The sequence below is a fragment of the Aurantiacibacter suaedae genome, from assembly GCF_005434915.1.
GTDB lineage: Bacteria > Pseudomonadota > Alphaproteobacteria > Sphingomonadales > Sphingomonadaceae > Alteraurantiacibacter > Alteraurantiacibacter suaedae.
In genome coordinates, this window is sequence record NZ_SKCG01000004.1 from 152084 (window position 1) to 168652 (window position 16569).

11 protein-coding genes are annotated in these 16569 nt (G+C 65.0%); 3 read left to right on the forward strand and 8 right to left on the reverse strand.

Translation table 11 applies throughout. The features are described from left to right. Positions 1-38: 38 nt before the first annotated feature. Positions 39-1442 (reverse strand): aldehyde dehydrogenase, encoded by a 1404-nt coding sequence (locus E0473_RS14745; RefSeq protein ID WP_137681679.1) that lies wholly within the window; start codon positions 1440-1442, stop codon positions 39-41. A 468-nt stretch (positions 1443-1910) separates the two neighbouring features. Then, positions 1911-2486: a TetR/AcrR family transcriptional regulator gene (locus E0473_RS14750; protein WP_137681680.1), complete on the reverse strand. Its 576-nt coding sequence runs from the start codon at positions 2484-2486 to the stop codon at positions 1911-1913. A 128-nt stretch (positions 2487-2614) separates the two neighbouring features. Between E0473_RS14750 and E0473_RS14755 the strand changes: the two genes are divergently transcribed. Next, positions 2615-3589 (forward strand): bile acid:sodium symporter family protein, encoded by a 975-nt coding sequence (locus tag E0473_RS14755; RefSeq protein ID WP_137681681.1) that lies wholly within the window; start codon positions 2615-2617, stop codon positions 3587-3589. A 73-nt stretch (positions 3590-3662) separates the two neighbouring features. Then, positions 3663-5336: a bifunctional metallophosphatase/5'-nucleotidase gene (locus E0473_RS14760; protein ID WP_161981627.1), complete on the forward strand. Its 1674-nt coding sequence runs from the start codon at positions 3663-3665 to the stop codon at positions 5334-5336. Here the strand turns inward: E0473_RS14760 and E0473_RS14765 are convergent. The 5 genes from E0473_RS14765 to E0473_RS14785 all read right to left on the reverse strand — a co-directional run bounded on the left by E0473_RS14765 (position 5320) and on the right by E0473_RS14785 (position 14619). Further along, positions 5320-7518: a S9 family peptidase gene (locus E0473_RS14765; RefSeq protein WP_241657543.1), complete on the reverse strand. Its 2199-nt coding sequence runs from the start codon at positions 7516-7518 to the stop codon at positions 5320-5322. The two genes, E0473_RS14760 and E0473_RS14765, sit on opposite strands and share 17 nt — an antisense overlap. 235 nt (positions 7519-7753) lie before the next feature. Then, on the reverse strand, positions 7754-9190 hold the full coding sequence (locus E0473_RS14770) for an efflux transporter outer membrane subunit (RefSeq protein WP_137681684.1): 1437 nt from the start codon (positions 9188-9190) through the stop codon (positions 7754-7756). Between the two features lie 11 nt (positions 9191-9201). Next, positions 9202-12390, reverse strand: a complete 3189-nt coding sequence (locus E0473_RS14775; protein WP_137681685.1) for an efflux RND transporter permease subunit — start codon at positions 12388-12390, stop codon at positions 9202-9204. A 73-nt stretch (positions 12391-12463) separates the two neighbouring features. Further along, positions 12464-13795, reverse strand: a complete 1332-nt coding sequence (locus tag E0473_RS14780; protein WP_137681686.1) for an efflux RND transporter periplasmic adaptor subunit — start codon at positions 13793-13795, stop codon at positions 12464-12466. Positions 13796-14019: 224 nt separating this feature from the next. Continuing rightward, positions 14020-14619, reverse strand: coding sequence for a TetR/AcrR family transcriptional regulator (locus tag E0473_RS14785; RefSeq protein ID WP_137681687.1), 600 nt, complete (start codon positions 14617-14619; stop codon positions 14020-14022). Between the two features lie 148 nt (positions 14620-14767). Here E0473_RS14785 and E0473_RS14790 point away from each other — a divergent pair, with 148 nt between their 5' ends. Beyond that, positions 14768-15322: a pseudouridine synthase gene (locus tag E0473_RS14790; protein ID WP_137681688.1), complete on the forward strand. Its 555-nt coding sequence runs from the start codon at positions 14768-14770 to the stop codon at positions 15320-15322. Positions 15323-15337: 15 nt separating this feature from the next. On the opposite strand, the gene E0473_RS14795 is transcribed toward E0473_RS14790, so the two are convergent. Then, entirely contained in the window at positions 15338-16501 is a 1164-nt protein-coding gene (locus E0473_RS14795; RefSeq protein ID WP_137681689.1) for a cupin domain-containing protein, read from the reverse strand. Between the last annotated feature and the right edge of the window lie 68 nt (positions 16502-16569).

Sequence of the window (16569 nt, forward strand, 5' to 3'; positions counted from 1 at the left end):
TGGGTCGCCGGAGTAACACCGGCGACCCTGCACTCCAATCAGATGGGGTAGTGACCGCCCTCGGTGGACACAGTGACCCAGCGCAGCTCGGTGAAGCTGTCGATCCCGGCCTTGCCGCCGAACCGGCCGTAGCCCGAAGCCTTTACCCCGCCGAACGGCATCTGCGCCTCGTCCGACACGGTCGACGAGTTGATGTGGCAGATGCCTGCCTGGATCTGCTTGGCCAGACGCAGGCCCTTGGCCACATCCTTCGTAAAGATCGCTGAACTCAGGCCATACTGCGTATCGTTGGCCAGCTCGATCGCGTGCGCCTCGTCACGCGCGCGGATCATGCCGACCACCGGGCCGAAGCTCTCGTCGCGGAACAGCTTCATCTCGGGCGTCACTTTGTCGACGAGGTGCGCGGGCATCAGCACATTGTGCGTGGTTTCGCCGCCGGTCAGCAGCTCGGCCCCATGCGAAAGCGCATCGTCGATCAGGCTCTTGCAGTGATTGACAGTCTTCGCGTCGACCACCGCGCCGAGCGGCGTGGTGCCCTCGGTCGGATCGCCGACCGGCATCGATTCCACCTTGGCCTTGAACTTGGCGGCAAACTCGTCGGCCACCGCCTCTTCGACGATGATCCGCTCGGTGCTCATGCAGATCTGGCCCTGGTTCATATAGGCGCCGAACGCCGCCGCCTTCACCGCCTCATCAAGGTCGGCATCGGCGAGAATAACCATCGGCGCCTTGCCGCCCAATTCGAGCAGGCAGGGCTTCAGATGCTCGGCAGCGCGCTTGGCGATGATTCTGCCCACGGCAGTCGACCCGGTGAAGTTGATGCGGCGCACTTCAGGCGCATCGATCAGCGCACCGACTACTTCGGCGGCATCCTCAGGCGCATTGGTAACGACGTTGACCACGCCCTCGGGGAACCCTGCCTCGGCAAAGGCTTCGATGATCAGCGCATGGGTGCGCGGGCAGCTTTCACTGGCTTTCAGGATCACCGCGTTCCCGCAGGCGAGCGGCACGGCGATGGCGCGCACGCCGAGGATGATCGGAGCATTCCACGGGGCAATGCCAAGGATCACTCCAACCGGCTCGCGCAGGGCCATGCACAGCTTGCCCGGATAGTCCGACGGGATAACCTCGCCCGAAATCTGCGTGGTGATGGCGCCGGCCTCGCGGATCATGCTGGCAGCAAGGCCAAGGTTGAACATCGCCCAGCCAGCAGTTGCGCCGATTTCGCCCATCATCGCCGAGACGAATTCGTCTTTCTTCGCCATCAGCGCATCGGCGGCCTTGTTGAGCACGGCGCGGCGCGCGTTCGGGCCCTGCTTCGACCACTCTTCGAATCCGGTCTGCGCCTTCGCGGCAACGGCCGGGATATCGCCCGCTTTCATGGCCTCGGCCGAAGAGGCGGTGGCGCCGGTCATGGGATTAAGGCGTTCGAACTTGGACATGGCATTCCTCCGGTTTGCGTGCGCATTCGCTCGTGATGCGCACGCGGCAGTTCAGTGCGGCGCGCCGTTTTGCGCCCGTCATAATGTTATTAGCTATAACAACCGCCCGAGCCAAGCCGGATCGCACACTATGACCGGCTTCGGCCTAGTCGGCAGTCAGATCGCCTATCTACCAGGCGATCATGTCCTCGGCGCTGGCGTCGCCAGCGTAGCCTGCCTGCATCTGGCTTACCGCTATGGCAGTGCGATGGACATAGGCCTCGTCGTTTTCCTCGCCGGGTGCGGGCGCATCGGCGGTGATGTCAGGCGTGAGCGACTTGTAGACGAAGCGTTGGCATCTTGCGTGGGAATTGGGTCACGTATTGTCCTGCAAGAAAGTCCGGATCTAGTCGCCGGACTGTCGCGAAAGGCCTGCCTCCGGTGAGGTCGGCGCGGTCCCACCCTCCAGACGTCTGACCCCTAGCCGGATCACCTGCGCAAGGCGGCGTGAGCGAAGCGCACAAGGTATTCGAGTTCCTCCTCCTTGCTGACGCCGACCATACGCCGACCGCGCGGCGGCGGGCCGAGCGCGGCGGCGGAAATGAAGCGGATGCGGGCGCGCATTTCGGCTTCGTCAAGCTCTGGGCAAAGCGGCAGCAGCAGCGCCCGCAGCTTGCGGCTGAAGGGCGAGGAGGCAGCGATCACGGCAGCGCCGAGGCCGCCCTCTGCGTGGGAGGATATCTCGTCGATTACCACCAGCGCACGTCCGCCAGCAGTAAAGGCGGCCTCCATCAGCAGCGAGCCAAGCCAGCCGCGCAGGATATCGTCGAGACCGCCAAGCTGGTCCAACCCCTCCCATGCAGCGAGGATCGGCTCCAAGTTGCGATCGCGCACTTTTTCGAGCAGCGTACCGAGCGAGCCGAAGTGATAGGTCACCAAGGTCGGGTTGAGCCCGGCCACATCCCCCACCTTGCGCACCGACAGCCCGGTAATTCCGCGCTGGACGAGGATCTGCTCGGCGGCGGCGAGCAGTTTGGAGCGGGTGGCGCTTTGCGGAGGGCTCATCCGCGCAAGGCTAACGACACCAGAGCCACGAGAAAACCCCGCTACCTCTCGGCAAGCGCGAATTGCGATTGATCGCCGGCATCTGCGGCTCTAGCGAGCTTGCTCGCCCCATAATCGAAAGCCCCCAAGTGAAGGCCCTTCTCGCCCGTCTCAGGATCGATCCCTTTATCCTGCTGCTGCTGGCCACGGTTGGCCTTGCTTCGCTGCTGCCTGCACGGGGGCTGGGCGCGGACATTGCCGGAGGCGCTGCCGACATCGGCATCGTGCTGCTGTTCTTCCTTCACGGCGCGCGGCTCTCGCGGCAGGCGGTGATCGACGGCGCACGGCACTGGCGGCTTCATGCCACGGTCGGAGCGGTAACATATGGGGTGTTTCCGCTGCTCGGCCTGGGCATTGCGCTGTTGCCGTTTCTCGATCCGTGGCTGCGCACCGGGCTGGTGTTTCTCACGCTGTTGCCTTCCACCGTGCAAAGCTCGATCGCCTTTACCGCAATGGCGCGCGGGAATGTCGCAGGCGCGGTATGCAGCGCGGCCTTTTCGAACCTGGCCGGCATCGTGATCACGCCGGTGCTGGTGGCGCTGCTGCTCACCGGCGAACAGGGCGGGATCTCGGGCAAGGCTGTGCTGACCATTGTCGTGCAACTGCTGCTGCCGTTTCTGGCAGGGCACCTGTTGCAACCGCTGATCGGAAGCTGGATCAAGCGGCAGCGGGCGCTGCTCTTGGTGGTGGATCGCGGCTCGGTGCTGCTGGTTGTCTATGCCGCATTCTCCGCAGCCGTGGTGGAGGGGCTGTGGTCGCGGGTGTCGCCCGCCGACATGCTGCTGATCCTCGCCCTGTCAGCGGTGCTGCTCGCCTTCGTGCTGACCATGACGGCATTGCTCGGCCGCTGGCTCGGCTTTGCGCGCGAGGACGTGATCGTGCTGCAATTCTGCGGCTCGAAGAAGAGCCTTGCCACCGGGGTGCCGATGGCGGGCGTGCTGTTCCCGGCGGCCACCGTGGGCGCGGTGATCTTGCCGCTGATGGTGTTCCACCAGTTGCAGCTTATGGTCTGCGCTGTGCTCGCCGCGCGCTATGGCCGCAAGGCAGACGAGCAGGCGGAGTAAGCGTGCGCCTTTGCCCCGGCCCTGCACCCTTCCCTGTCATAAAGGTGCCATCCCCAAGGCCGAAGGCGACCCGATGACCATGCGCCTCCTCTCCGCTTCGCTTGCCGTTCTCGCCCTCTCGGCCTGCGCGAGCCTGCCCGAACCAGCGCCGGCCCCGGTGGCCGTGCGCATCATTGCGCTGAACGATTTTCACGGCGCGCTTCTTCCTGCGACGCAGGAGACCCGGTTCGCAGGCCAAAACGGCCCCCAGAGCGCACTTCTCGGCGGCGCAGCGCGGCTGGGCGCGACCATTGCCCGCCTGCGCGCCGAACAGCCCGACAGCCTGGTGGTGGCGGCAGGCGACCTGATCGGGGCCAGCCCGGTGATCTCGCAACAATTTCTCGACGAGCCCGCCATCGCCGCACTGAGCCTCGCCGGGCTCGACGTAGCCTCGGTCGGCAACCACGAGTTCGACCGGGGCATTGCCGAGCTGCGGCGGATGCAGGATGGCGGCTGCGAAGCCTATACTTCTCGCAAACCCTGCGCGCTTGAGCCCTTTGCCGGTGCCTCGTTCCGCTACCTTGCGGGCAACATCACCGATGCGGACGGCGCAACGCTGTTTCCCGGCACGGCTCTGCGCGAAGTGGGCGGCGCCAAGATCGGTTTCATCGGACTCACGCTCAAGGATACCCCGCAACTCGTCTCGTCCTCGGCCATCGCGGGATACAGCTTCGGCGACGAGGCCGAGGCGGCTAACCGGCTCGCGGCAGGCCTCAAGGCCGAGGGGGCCGACGCCGTGGTGCTGCTGATCCACGAGGGCGCGCAGGTCGATCCCACGCTCAACGTCAGCGGCTGCCCCGGCCTGTCGGGCGCGATCGTGCCGATCCTCGAACGGCTTGATCCGGCGATCGGGCTGGTCGTTTCGGGCCACACCCATCAGGCTTATAGCTGCAAGGTCGGCGGGCGCACGCTGACCAGCGCCGGGCGCTATGGCGGTTTCGTGACTCAGATCGACATGGCGATCGACCCCGCCAGCGACACGGTGCTCTCGCTCAGCGCGCACAACGTGCCCGTTACGCAAGAGGCCGGGGAAGACCCCGCAATCGCCGCACTGGTGGCCCGCTATGTCGCGGCGAGCGAGGCCATTGCCGAGCGCCCGGTCGGCAGCTGGCAGCTTGTTGAAGGCGGCGACGAAACCTGCCTAGACAGCCCCGCCGACCGGCTTGTGGCCGACGCCCAGCTTGCCGCGACGCGTGATCTTGAAGGCGGCCCGGCCGATATCGCCTTCCTCAACTCCGGCGGCGTGCGCACCGATCTGCCGCCGGGCGCGAGCGGCACGATGACCTACGGCGACGCGCTGGCCATGCAGCCCTTCGCCAACTCAGTACTGGTGGTCGAAATGCCTGGCAGCGCGATCAAGGCCGTGCTCGAAGAACAGTTCTGCGAAGCCGCGGACGGCACCGTCGCCACCTGCCATTCGGCGCTGCTCCCCTCGCAAGGTTTCGCCTACAGCTTCGACCGCAGCCAGCCCGCTGGCGAGCGCATCGTGTCCGTCACGCTGAATGGCAAGCCGCTCGATCCGGCAAAGACCTACCGCGTCGCGATCAACAACTTCCTCGCCGAGGGAGGCGACGGGTTTGCCACCTTCACCCGTTTTTCCGTAATCGACGATGCGGGCATCGATGTCGATGCGCTGGAGACCTGGCTCGCACCGGGGGCCTCGATCCCGCCGTGCGGACGTATCCGCGATCTCAGTCGGCAGCCGTAACCCGGTCGAGGAAGTCCTGCATCGTCAGCGTGCGGTGGATCAGGATATCCTTGCCCTGAAACCCGTGCGCCTGCCCCGGATAAACCGCCGTGTCGAACGGCACCCGCGCCTGCTGAAGCGCGGCAAACAGCCGCACGGCATTGTCGAACACCACATTGTCGTCGCTCATGCCGTGGATCACCAGCAGCGGATCGGCAATCTCGCCCGCGCGGGGCAGCACGTCGGCGGCCTCGTAAACCTCGGGCACTTCGCGCGGATCGCCCAGATAGCGCTCGGTATAGGCGGTGTCGTAAAGCCCCCACTCGGTAACCGGCGCACCTGAAATGCCGCCGGCGAAAGCGCCCGGCGCGGCTTCGAGCAGCTTCAGCGTCATGTAGCCGCCATAGGACCAGCCCTCGACCACGATCCGCTCGGCATCGGCCCAGCTCTGCTGCTTGAGCCAGTCCAGCCCCGCCAGCTGATCCTCCACCTCGACCGTGCCGAACGCCTGATAGAGCGGCTCCTCGAACGCGCGGCCCCGGTTGCCCGAACCGCGATTGTCGAGCCGGAAGATCGCATAGCCCTGCTCCACCCACCAGCGGTCAAGCGGCGAGGCCCAATAGCGCGCAACGCGCTGGGCATGGGGGCCGCCATAGACCTCGAAGATCACCGGGAACGGGCCTTCGCCCTCAGGCTTCAGTGCTTCCCAGTGAAGTACCTGGCCGTCCGACGCTGTGAGCGTGCCATAGTCGGGCTCGCGCAGCAGTTGGGCATAGGGAGCGAAGGGATGGCCCGCTTGAATCGCGTTCTGTTCGATCCAGGCGAGCCGCTTGCCGGTGTTGTCCGCCAGATAGATCTGTGGCGGCTGCACTGGGCTCTGGCGCTGGATAATCAGCCGCGTGCCGGTGCGATCAAGCCCGCCGCTGTTCCAGTAGCCGCGCTCGGTCAGCCGCTGCGGTTCGCCCGTGCCATCGAGCCGCACCGAATAGATATGCCGTTCAAGCGGGGTCTCGCGGTTGCCGGTGACATAGGCGCGCCCGTTCGCCTCATCGACACCGGCGAGCCCGCTCACCACCCAGTCGCCGCGCGTAAGCTGGGTCAGTTCGCCTTCCTTCCAGCGGTAAAGGTGCATGAAACCCTCGCGCTCCGACAGCCACAGGAAGCCGCCGCTCTTCAGCGCGCGCAGCCCGGCTTCGCCGCCCTGCCCAAACCCGCTTGAGGCGAGGTTGACGAAAGTGTCGGACGTTTCGCTGAGCAGCACCTGCGAGGCGCCCGTCGCCGGATCGACCTCAAGCAGATCGAGCCGCTTCTGGTCGCGGCTGAGGCGGCCAACCCACAGCGTCTGCCCATCCGCCGACCAGTAGACGCGGGCGAGATAGGCATCGGGATTGTCTCCGAGATCGACCTTCACCCGCTCGCTGCCATCGGGGCGCATCACGAAAAGCTCGACCAGCGCATTATCCGTCCCGGCACGCGGATAACGCTGTGCGATCAGCGACGAACCTTCTGCGCCAATCGCCAGCCGCTGGACCACGTCCACCCCACTTTCATCGACCCGCGCCACCGCGAGGTGGCTGTCGTCGGGGCTCCACCAGTGGCCGCTCGAACGGTCCAGCTCCTCCTGCGCGACAAATTCGGCCGAGCCCCAGGTAACGGTGTCGCTCGCGCCTTCGGTGAGGCGATGCTCCGCGCCCGTGGCGGTCTCCACGACATAGAGATCGCCTTCGCGCACGAAGCTCGCATAGCGGCCCGTTTCGGAAAGCTTGGCATCAAGCTCGCCCGCCTCGGTGTCGGTCAGCTGGCGCGGCGCGCCTTCAAGCGGGGCGAGCCACAGGTCGCCATCGATGGGCACCAGCAGCGCCTTGCCATCCGGACCCCAATCGTAGGAAATGATGCCGCGCGTTCCGGCCAGCCGCATCCGTTCACGGCGCATCTTCTCCTCTTCGGAGATTTCGCGCCCGCCCAGCGCCTCGCTGTCGACCAGCATCCGCTCCTCGCCGGTGGCTGTGTCGATGGCCCAGAGGTCATAACGCTGCCGATCGTCGGCGCGCGGCTTCAGCAGTGTGGCGTAGCGGCCATCGGGCGAAAGCTGCAATCCGCGCGGCGTGGAGCCGGAAAGCGACGGGCTGCCGAACACCGCATCAAGCGTGAGATCTTCGGCTTCGTTGTCCTGCGCCTGCGCGGCGCTCGATACTAATGCCAAGGCTGCGATCCAATGCCATTTGTGAGTCATGGCCGAGGGATACCCCAAGGGCGCTGGCCCGGATAGCCCTTGCAGGATCATGGGAAACCATTGGTGAGCGACACGATCAGCCTCGCCCCGCCGTCTCGATCAGTCTAACCCGCTCATCAGGAACCACAGCAATACTGTCGAGGTCACCAGGAAGCTCACGCCGGCGAAGATCAGCGCGTCGCCGTGGACATACCACCAAGACGTCTTATCCCGCTTCATCGGCGCTCTCCACCTCGCTTGCCCAGCCGCCGCCAAGCGCACGGAACACCGCGATCTGCTGGCGCGAGACGGCGGCGTCTTGATCGGCAAGCTCGGCACGCGCTTCGGCAAGGGTGCGCTCGGCATCGAGCGTTTCCAGCGAGTTGAGCAGACCCTCGCGGTTCTGCGCCCGCACGATACGTGCGGCATGTTCGGCGGCCTCGACAGCCTCCACCAGAATGCGGCGCCGTTCGAGCGCGCGCGCATAGCTGGACAGCGCCGTCTCCGCCTCTTGCAAGGCGGTGAGGACGGTGCCGTCGAAGGCGGCGAGCGACCCGGCGGAATCGGCCTCGGCGGCGTCGATGCGGGCGTAAATCGGCTCGCGGTTGGGGAAGGCCCAGTCGATCAGCGGGCCGAGCAGGAAACTGAGCGGGCCGCCGGTGAACAGATCGCCCACATCGGATGCGCGCGAACCAATCGACCCGCCAAGAGTGATGCGCGGATAAAAATCGGCGCGGGCGACCCCGATCCGGGCGCTATCGGCCAGCACCCGCTGCTCGGCCGCGCGAACATCGGGGCGGCGCGCGAGAAGCTGCGTTCCGTCGCCTACCGGCAGCGGCGCAGTGATCTCAAGCGGCACATTGCGATCGCCAATCCCCGGCGGCAAGGCGGCAGGCGCACGGCCCGTCAGCGTAGCCAGCGCGAACAGAGCGGCGCGGCGCTCGGCCTCGATGGCGGGAATGGTGGCGGCGCGCTGCTTTAGCAGGCTTTCGATTCGCGCCACGGCCAGCCCGTCGGTATAGCCGGCATCGTGCCGAACCCGGGTCAGCCGCAAGCTGTCTTCGAGCAGATCGACTATCGATTGCGCCACCCGCAGCCGCGCAGCCGCGCTCGCCGCATCGGCATAGGCGCGCGTGGTATCCGCCACAACCATCACCCGCACCCCTTCGGCATCGGCCCGCGCCGCCGCGACATCGCCGCGCGCTGCTGCCACGCCGCTGCTTACACGCCCAAACAGGTCGACCTCGTAGGCAAGATCGGCGCCGATAGAAAACTGGCCACCGTCGCGGTCCTGCCCCGGCGGGGTCTGAGCCTCGGCGGTGCGGCCATATCCGCCTGAGGCGTTCAGTCCTACCTGAGGCAGCCGGTCCGACTGCGCCCCGCGCAAGGCTGCCCGTGCCCGTGCGATCCGGGCGACCGACTGGCGGATGTCGGTGTTGGCGGCCAACGCATCGGCGATCAGCCCGTCAAGCACCGGGTCGCGATAGAGCTGCCACCAATTCTCGGGCAGCGGCGCCGGGCTGACGACCTCGGCCTCGGCGGAAAGGAAGGGGCCGGTTTCCACATCGGGGGTAGGGACTGAAGCGATGCGGTCCGGCCCCGCCGCGCAGGCCGCCAGGGCCAGCGCGGGAACGGCGGAAAGGAAGAGATTGCGAAAGGTCATGAGCGATGCTCCTATTCGGCCGGCTGCACGACGGGGGTTGCCTTGCCAGCACGGCCGGGGCCGCGCAGCGAAGCAAGCCGGTCGCCAAGCGCGCGGCAGAAAACGTAGAAAGTCGGCGTGAAGACGAGCCCGAACCCGGTTACCCCGAGCATGCCGAAGCATACCGCCGTACCCAGCGCCTGCCGGAGCTCGGCCCCTGCCCCGCTTGCGATCACCAGCGGTACCGAGCCGAGGATGAAGGCAAAGCTGGTCATCAGGATCGGACGCAAGCGGGTGCGTGCTGCCTCGATGGCGGCATCGACCGGCGACAGGCCGTGCAATGCCTCACCCTGACGGGCGAACTCGACGATCAGGATCGCGTTCTTCGCCGACAGCGCGATCAGCACGACAAGGCCGATCTGGGTGAGGACATTGTTGTCCATACCCATCACGTTCACCCCGATCATCGCCGCCAGCAGGCACATCGGCACGATCAGGATGATCGCCAGCGGCATGATCAGGCTCTCGTATTGCGCCGCCAGCACCAGGAACACGAGCAGCACGGCAAGGCCAAAGACATAGATCGCGGTGTTGCCGGTGTTGGCCTGCTGGAAGGCGATGCCGGTCCATTCGGTGGAATAACCCTGCGGCACCGTTTCGGACGCGACCTTCTCCATCGTCACCAACGATTGGCCGGTCGAGCTGGTGGGCGCGGTGTCACCATCGATAGCAACGGCAGGCGCGAGGTTGTAGCGGCTCACGCGGTAGGGGCCGGTGGTGTCGGTCACGGTCGCCAGCGAGCCGAGCGGAACCATCGCCCCGCTATTCGAGCGGGTATAAAGGTTGCCGATGTCGCTGACATCGTCGCGGTAGCCCGCATCGGCCTGCGCGGTGACACGGTAGGTCCGCCCCAGCAGGTTGAAGTCGTTGATGAAGGCGCTGCCGAGATAGACCGAAAGCGTGTCGAAGATATCGCTCGGGGCGACGCCGAGAAGCTGCGCCTTGTCGCGGTCGATATCGGCCTTCACGCGCGGGGTGCCGGTGTCGAAGAAGGTGTATACCCCGGCCAGCCCTTCCTGCTGGTTGGCCTCGCCGATCATGGCATAGGCCACCTCCTGCAACTTGCGGTAACCTTCGCCCGAATTGTCCTTCAGCATCATGCGGAAGCCACCTGCCGAGCCGATGCCCTGGATGACGGGAGGCTTCACCAGCATCAGCCGCGCCTCGGTAATGTCGGCGGCGGCCGCCTGCGCCTTGGCGATCAGCTCGTCGACCGAGCGGCCATTGCCGTTCCGGTCCTCGAAATCGTCCAGCACCCAGTAAGCGGCGGCAGAGCTGGCGGACTGGGTCTGCGTGGTGCCGTCGAAGCCCGACAGCATGATCCCGCCCCTGACGCCCTCGATCGGCAGGACGCGTTCGGCGACCTTCTTCATCACCGCGTCGGTCCGCGTGGTGGACGAGCCGGGCGGAAGCTGGATAACCGAAACGAAGTAGCCCTGATCCTGCTGCGGGATGAAGCCGGTGGGAGTGGCGGCCAGCGTAAGGCCGGTGAGGCCGATCAGCACGCCATAGGCCAGCATCATCCGCTTCGGCATCGCCACCAGCCGCGCCGTCAACCGGGCATAGCTTTCGCTGAAGCGTTCGAAGCCCGCATTGAACTTCTCGCCCGCGCGATCGATCGCCTTGCGCCAGCGCGGCGCATCTTCGGGCAGGTGTTCGTGCGGCTTGAGCAGCAGCGCAGACAGCGCCGGCGACAAGGTAAGCGACACGAACAGCGAGATGATTGTCGCCGCCGAAATCGTGACCGCGAACTGCTTGTAGAACTCGCCCGACATCCCGCCCATGAACAGCGTCGGCACGAACACCGCGCAGAGCACGAGCACGATGGCGATCAGCGCGGTGCCCACCTCGTCCATCGAGCGGCGCGCTGCCTCCAGCGGGCTATGCCCCGCCTCTAGGTTACGCTCGACGTTCTCGACCACGACGATGGCGTCGTCGACCACGATGCCGATGGCGAGCACCAGCCCGAACAGCGAGAGGTTGTTGAGCGAATAGCCGAGCATTGCCAGCACGGCGAAGGTGCCCACCAGCGAGATCGGGATGGCGAGCACCGGAATGATCGAGGCGCGCGCCTTCTGCAGGAACACAACGATCACCAGCACCACCAGCACCACGGCTTCCAGCAGCGTGTGCAGCACGGCATCGATGCTCTGGGCGATGAATTCGGTCGGGTTGTAAACGATGCGGTATTCGAGGCCCTGCGGAAAGTCGTCCGCCAGCTCGGCCATGGTCGCCTTCACGCCCTCCGCCGCATCAAGCGCGTTGGAGCCGGGCTTCTGGTAAATTGGCAGGATCACCGAATCGGTGTCGTTCAGATAGGAAGAGGTGGAATAGTCCGCCGCGCCGATCTCCACCCGCGCCACGTCGCTCACCCGGATCTGCCTGCCCTGATCGTCGGTGCGGATCACCACCTCGCCGAACTGCGCCGGGCTGGTGAACCGCCCTTGCGTCTCGACATTGAGCTGGAAGGCGGAATCTGGGCTCGGCTGCTGGCCCAGCGTACCGGCGGCAACCTGCACGTTCTGCGCCCGCAGCGCGCTGACGATATCGCTACCCGTCAGACCCAGCGCCGCCGCGCGGCCCGGATCGATCCACACGCGCATCGCCAGTTCGCGCTGGCCGAACAGCTCCACATTGCCCACCCCTTCAAGCCTGGCGAGCCGATCCTTGATGCGGGTCTGCGCATAGTTGGAGATATATTCGCGGTCGAGCGAGGCATCGGGCGAGATCAGATTGACCACCATCAGGAAGTCAGGCGTGGTCTTGCGGGTAACGATGCCGAGCCGCCGCACCTCTTCGGGCAAGCGCGCTTCGGCAATCGCCACGCGGTTCTGCACCAGCACCTGCGCCTCGTCGAGGTCGGTGCCGGGCGCGAAGGTGACGGTGATCGTCATCCGCCCGTCGCCGGTGGATTCGCTCGACTGGTAAAGCATCCCGTCGACGCCGTTGATCTCCTGCTCGATCGGGTTCGCCACCGTGTCGGCCACCGTCTCGGCCGATGCGCCGGGATAGGTCGCGGTGACGGTGACGGTCGGCGGGACGATGTCCGGATACTGGCTGATCGGCAGGAAGAAGTAGGAGATCGCACCGACCAGCGTCACCAGCACCGCAAGAACGCTGGCAAAGATCGGTCGATCGATGAAGAAACGGGAAATGTTCATGGACGCACTCCGGGCGTAAATTGGGGCGTGGTTCGGGGCATGAAGCCGGGTTTGTTCCTGCCGTGCGCGCGCCTTAGCGAGCGAGGCTGGCCGAGGCGGCGGGCGGCAAGTTCGGCGCCTTTCGTTCCTCTGCTTCAGCCGATGCAGTGATGGCGATGGTGCCGTTCTGCACGCTCACCTTCTGTCCGGGCATCGCCATCTGGAGCCCCTCGATAATTACGCGATCCGAAGGCTCGAGCCCGCTCTCGATCACGCGCAGCTGCCCCACCAGCGGGCCAAGTTCCACCGCGCGGGCCGCGACGGTGCCGTCCTTCTCGACCACCATCAGCAGCTTGCGCGTCTGATCGGTGGCAACGGCCGTATCGGGCACCAGCAGGGCCTCGTGTGTCCCGCCCGATGCCAGCCGCATCCGGCCGAACAGGCCCGAGGCAAGAAAGCCCTCGCCATTGCGAACCACAGCGCGCGCCCGAATGGTGCCCGACTGGCTGTCGAGCCCGTTATCGGTGAAGTCGAGCGTGCCGTGCCAGCGATAGTCGGCCTCGTCCTGCAGGCGGATTTCAACCGGAGTTCCCTTGTCGAGGCCTTCGCGGCGCGCCTTGAGAAACAGTGCTTCCGAACCGGTGAATTCGAAATAGATCGGATCGACCGCATCGATGGTGGTCAGCAGCGTCGCCGCACTGCCGCCGCCACCCGAGACGAGGTTGCCTGCGTCGATACGGCGGTCCGAAATGCGCCCCGAGATCGGCGCGCGCACCGTGGTGAACCCGAGATCAAGCGAGCGCGAGGACACCCGGGCCCGCGCTGCGGCAAGCGTGGCGGCATAGTTGCGGACCTCGGCCTGCAAACGGTCGATTTCGGTCTCGGCGATGGCATCGTCGCTCACCAGACGCTGGGCACGCGCCAAGTTGTCCTGCGCCAAGGCCAGCGCGCTTTCAGCGCGGGCGGCATCGGCCTGCGCTTCGGCCAGCGCGGCGCGATAGGTGCGCGGATCGATGGTGAAAAGCGGCGCGCCCTTCTGCACGAACTGGCCGTCGGTGAAATGGACCTGCGTGATCTGGCCGGAAACCTGCGGGCGCACCTCCACGCTGCGGCTCGCCTTGAACCGGCCCACGAACTCATCCCACTCAGTGATTTCCTGCTGCAAGGGCTGCGCCACAGTGACGGCAGGCGGCGCGGCGGCGGCCTGCGGTTCGGGCGCACTGCCGAGCAACCACCAGGCACCGGCCAGAGCCGCAGCTATCGCCAGGCCAAGCCAGATGCGCCTGCCGCGCCCATTCGATGCGGGCTTCTTCTCGGAATGGACCGCATCTCCTCGATCCGGGTCATCGAGAATCTCGGCGATGTGCTGGGCGCGGTGCGCCTCGGCGGAATCGTTGCTGTAGCGATCGAACGGTGTGTCCAACATCGGCTGTCCCTGACCTTATCAAGACAAGCGTCCCGGCCTCCAAAAGCACAGGCTCTCGAAGCAAAACGCGTGTTATTCGGATGGATCGAATGCCGACAGCACCCGACCGCCGCGCAGTGACGAAGCGCCACGCGACTATCTGTACCGATAAGTATGTAATCTGGCGTTCAGGTCAAGCGGAATTTCTGTACCGCTAGGTATTTTTTCGCAGCTGCGAAAAGAGGCTACTTCGAAGGCCAGGAAAGAAGCGCCGATTCAACAACTTGGGTAAGCTCTGCCCGACTTGCGCCTGACTGCGCCTGCACCGACATCCCCTGCATCAGCGCAAGAAGATAACGCGTGATCGCGGTTGCCTCGGTCGGAACGGTGAATTCGCCGGCGTCGATGGCGCGCTGCATCCGTTCGACAATAAGCTGCTTTGCCGATTCTGCGCGGGCATTCACATGGTCGCGAATGGAAGGCTCGACACTCTGGCAAGCGACCGAAGCGATCACGCCCATGCAGCCACGGCATTCGCCTCCGGTCGCGACGTCGACAGAGCCCATCAGCAGCGTTTCGGCAACCGCGCGGGCGCTGGGTGCCTCCATCGCCTCGCGGATGTAGGCCTGCTTGTCTCGCTCATAAAGATCGAGCGTCTGACGAAACAGCGCCTCCTTGTTACCGAACGCGGCATAGAGGCTGGGCCGGGTGATCCCCATGGCTTCTGTAAGATCGGTCAGCGAGGCGCCTTCGTAGCCCTTCTGCCAGAACAGGCGAAGAGCATTTGCGAGGGCCTCGTCCTTGTCGAATTCGCGCGGTCTACCTCTGGTCGCAAGCTTTTCCATACCTTAAGGTATAGAACTCTTGGGCAAAAATACAATGGCCTGCGGGGCCCGTGAGGATGCGCCGTGACCTTGCTTTTGCAGACTTGGCCTGTCTCGCAAAAACTGGTCAGGCGCGTGCTCGCGTGCCAAGGCCTTCACGGAGGTTTCCATGCCGCGACTGATCCTTTTCAACAAACCCCATGGCGTGCTGTGCCAGTTCACCGATCGTGGCACTGCTGGCTCGAAGCGGCCAACCTTGTCGGACTTCATCGATATACCCGGTGTCTATCCTGCTGGCCGGCTGGATCTCGATAGCGAGGGCCTGCTGCTGCTGACGGACGACGGGCGGCTGCAAGCGCGGATTGCCGAGCCGAAATACAAGATGGCGAAAACCTATCTCGTGCAGGTAGAAGGCGATGTCTCCGCAGACAGCCTCGACAGGCTTCGCAAGGGCGTGCAGCTAAAGGATGGCATGACCCGGCCAGCCCACGCCGAACGCGTAGAAGATCCGCAGCTGTGGCCCCGCGACCCCCCGGTGCGCTACCGCAAGTCTGTGCCCGATTGCTGGCTCAAGCTCTCGATCCGCGAAGGCAAAAATCGTCAGGTGCGCCGGATGACGGCGGCGGTTGGGCATCCCACCCTCAGGCTTGTGCGCTGGTCCATCGGCGACTGGTCAATCGAAGGCCTGGGGCTGGGAGAGTGGCGCGAGATTAGCGTGCCCTAGCCCTTCGTACGGCAGCTAATCTTCGGTATCGAAGGCAAGGCTGCCCTGATCGAAAAACGTCTTGAGCAATGTAAGCACCGGCGGCGACGCGGCGACATCGCGATCAAGCGTGAAGCAATCATTCGAGCAGACCAGTTCTGTGAAAGCCACGACATCGCCCGAGCATTCGAAGCTCTGCCCATCGACGAACAGCAGCAGCAACTCTGGCCCCTGCCGGAAAAAGGAAAACCGGCTGGCCGGATTTCGGCGCAGTGGCGATCCGCTGGCAATGCCTGACTGCAACGCTTCGATGTCGACAGGCTCTTCCGGCCGCCAGTCGATATCGGGATATTTGCGCGCTGTGTTGTATTGTCCGAACCACTTGGCAAAGGCCGCCGGATCAAGCATTTTTTCCGCGATCATGCCATTGAGCCGCGCCATCGCCGCCCCCGAAATCTCACCCTGATTGGCTTGCGCCTCCAGACCCGGATCACGGTAGCGACTGTCGTCCTGCAGATTGTCGAGCACATCGTCGCAATAGTGGGCGATCAGTTCGCTCGTTGAGGGCGCACGAAAACCGACTGAGTAGGTCATGCAATCGTCGCCAAGGGCCACGCCATTATGGGCGATGCCGGGCGGCACATAAAGAATGTCGCCCGGCTCGAGAATCCATTCCTCGGTAGCCTCGAAACTGGCGAGCAGACGCAAATCGTCATGCGGCAACAGTTCGGTATGGGAAGTGCACATCGAGCCGAGTTGCCAGAGGCGCTTTCCACAGCCCTGGACAAGAAACACGTCATACTGATCGAAATGCGGGCCGACGCCGCCGCCATCGCTGGCATAACTGACCATCACATCATCGATCCGCCAATTGGGGATGAAGCGGAACGGCGTGATGAGCGCGGCAACGTCGGGTATGTGATGATCGACAGCCTGGACGAGCAGTGTCCATGGTTTGGCTCCGAGCCGATCGAACCGCGCTTCTGCAAACGGGCCATGTTCGACCTGCCAGGCCCGCTGCGGCTGGCCGCTTGCTTGCTCGATCAGGCGCGCCTCGATGCCTTCTTCGCAGGCAAGGCCAGCCAGTTCATCGGCTTCGAGCGGGTTGCGCCAATCTTTCCAGGGATTCCTGATGAGCAGTGGCTTGCGCTGCCAATAGTTGCGCAGAAAACCATCGATGTCGAAATCTCGAAACTGCATAGATACTCGCGTGTTCAATCGCATCCGGGCGGCTGCGCGACCGCAAGTCTGACAATCGAGCCCAAAGA

Bases quoted from the DNA above. Each gene is read 5' to 3' on its own strand.
- E0473_RS14745 (WP_137681679.1), bottom strand. From the start codon at position 1,442: ATGTCCAAGTTCGAACGCCTTAATCCCATGACCGGCGCCACCGCCTCT.
- E0473_RS14750 (WP_137681680.1), bottom strand. From the start codon at position 2,486: ATGAGCCCTCCGCAAAGCGCCACCCGCTCCAAACTGCTCGCCGCCGCC.
- E0473_RS14760 (WP_161981627.1), top strand. From the start codon at position 3,663: ATGACCATGCGCCTCCTCTCCGCTTCGCTTGCCGTTCTCGCCCTCTCG.
- E0473_RS14770 (WP_137681684.1), bottom strand. From the start codon at position 9,190: ATGACCTTTCGCAATCTCTTCCTTTCCGCCGTTCCCGCGCTGGCCCTG.
- E0473_RS14775 (WP_137681685.1), bottom strand. From the start codon at position 12,390: ATGAACATTTCCCGTTTCTTCATCGATCGACCGATCTTTGCCAGCGTT.
- E0473_RS14780 (WP_137681686.1), bottom strand. From the start codon at position 13,795: ATGTTGGACACACCGTTCGATCGCTACAGCAACGATTCCGCCGAGGCG.
- E0473_RS14785 (WP_137681687.1), bottom strand. From the start codon at position 14,619: ATGGAAAAGCTTGCGACCAGAGGTAGACCGCGCGAATTCGACAAGGAC.
- E0473_RS14790 (WP_137681688.1), top strand. From the start codon at position 14,768: ATGCCGCGACTGATCCTTTTCAACAAACCCCATGGCGTGCTGTGCCAG.
- E0473_RS14795 (WP_137681689.1), bottom strand. From the start codon at position 16,501: ATGCAGTTTCGAGATTTCGACATCGATGGTTTTCTGCGCAACTATTGG.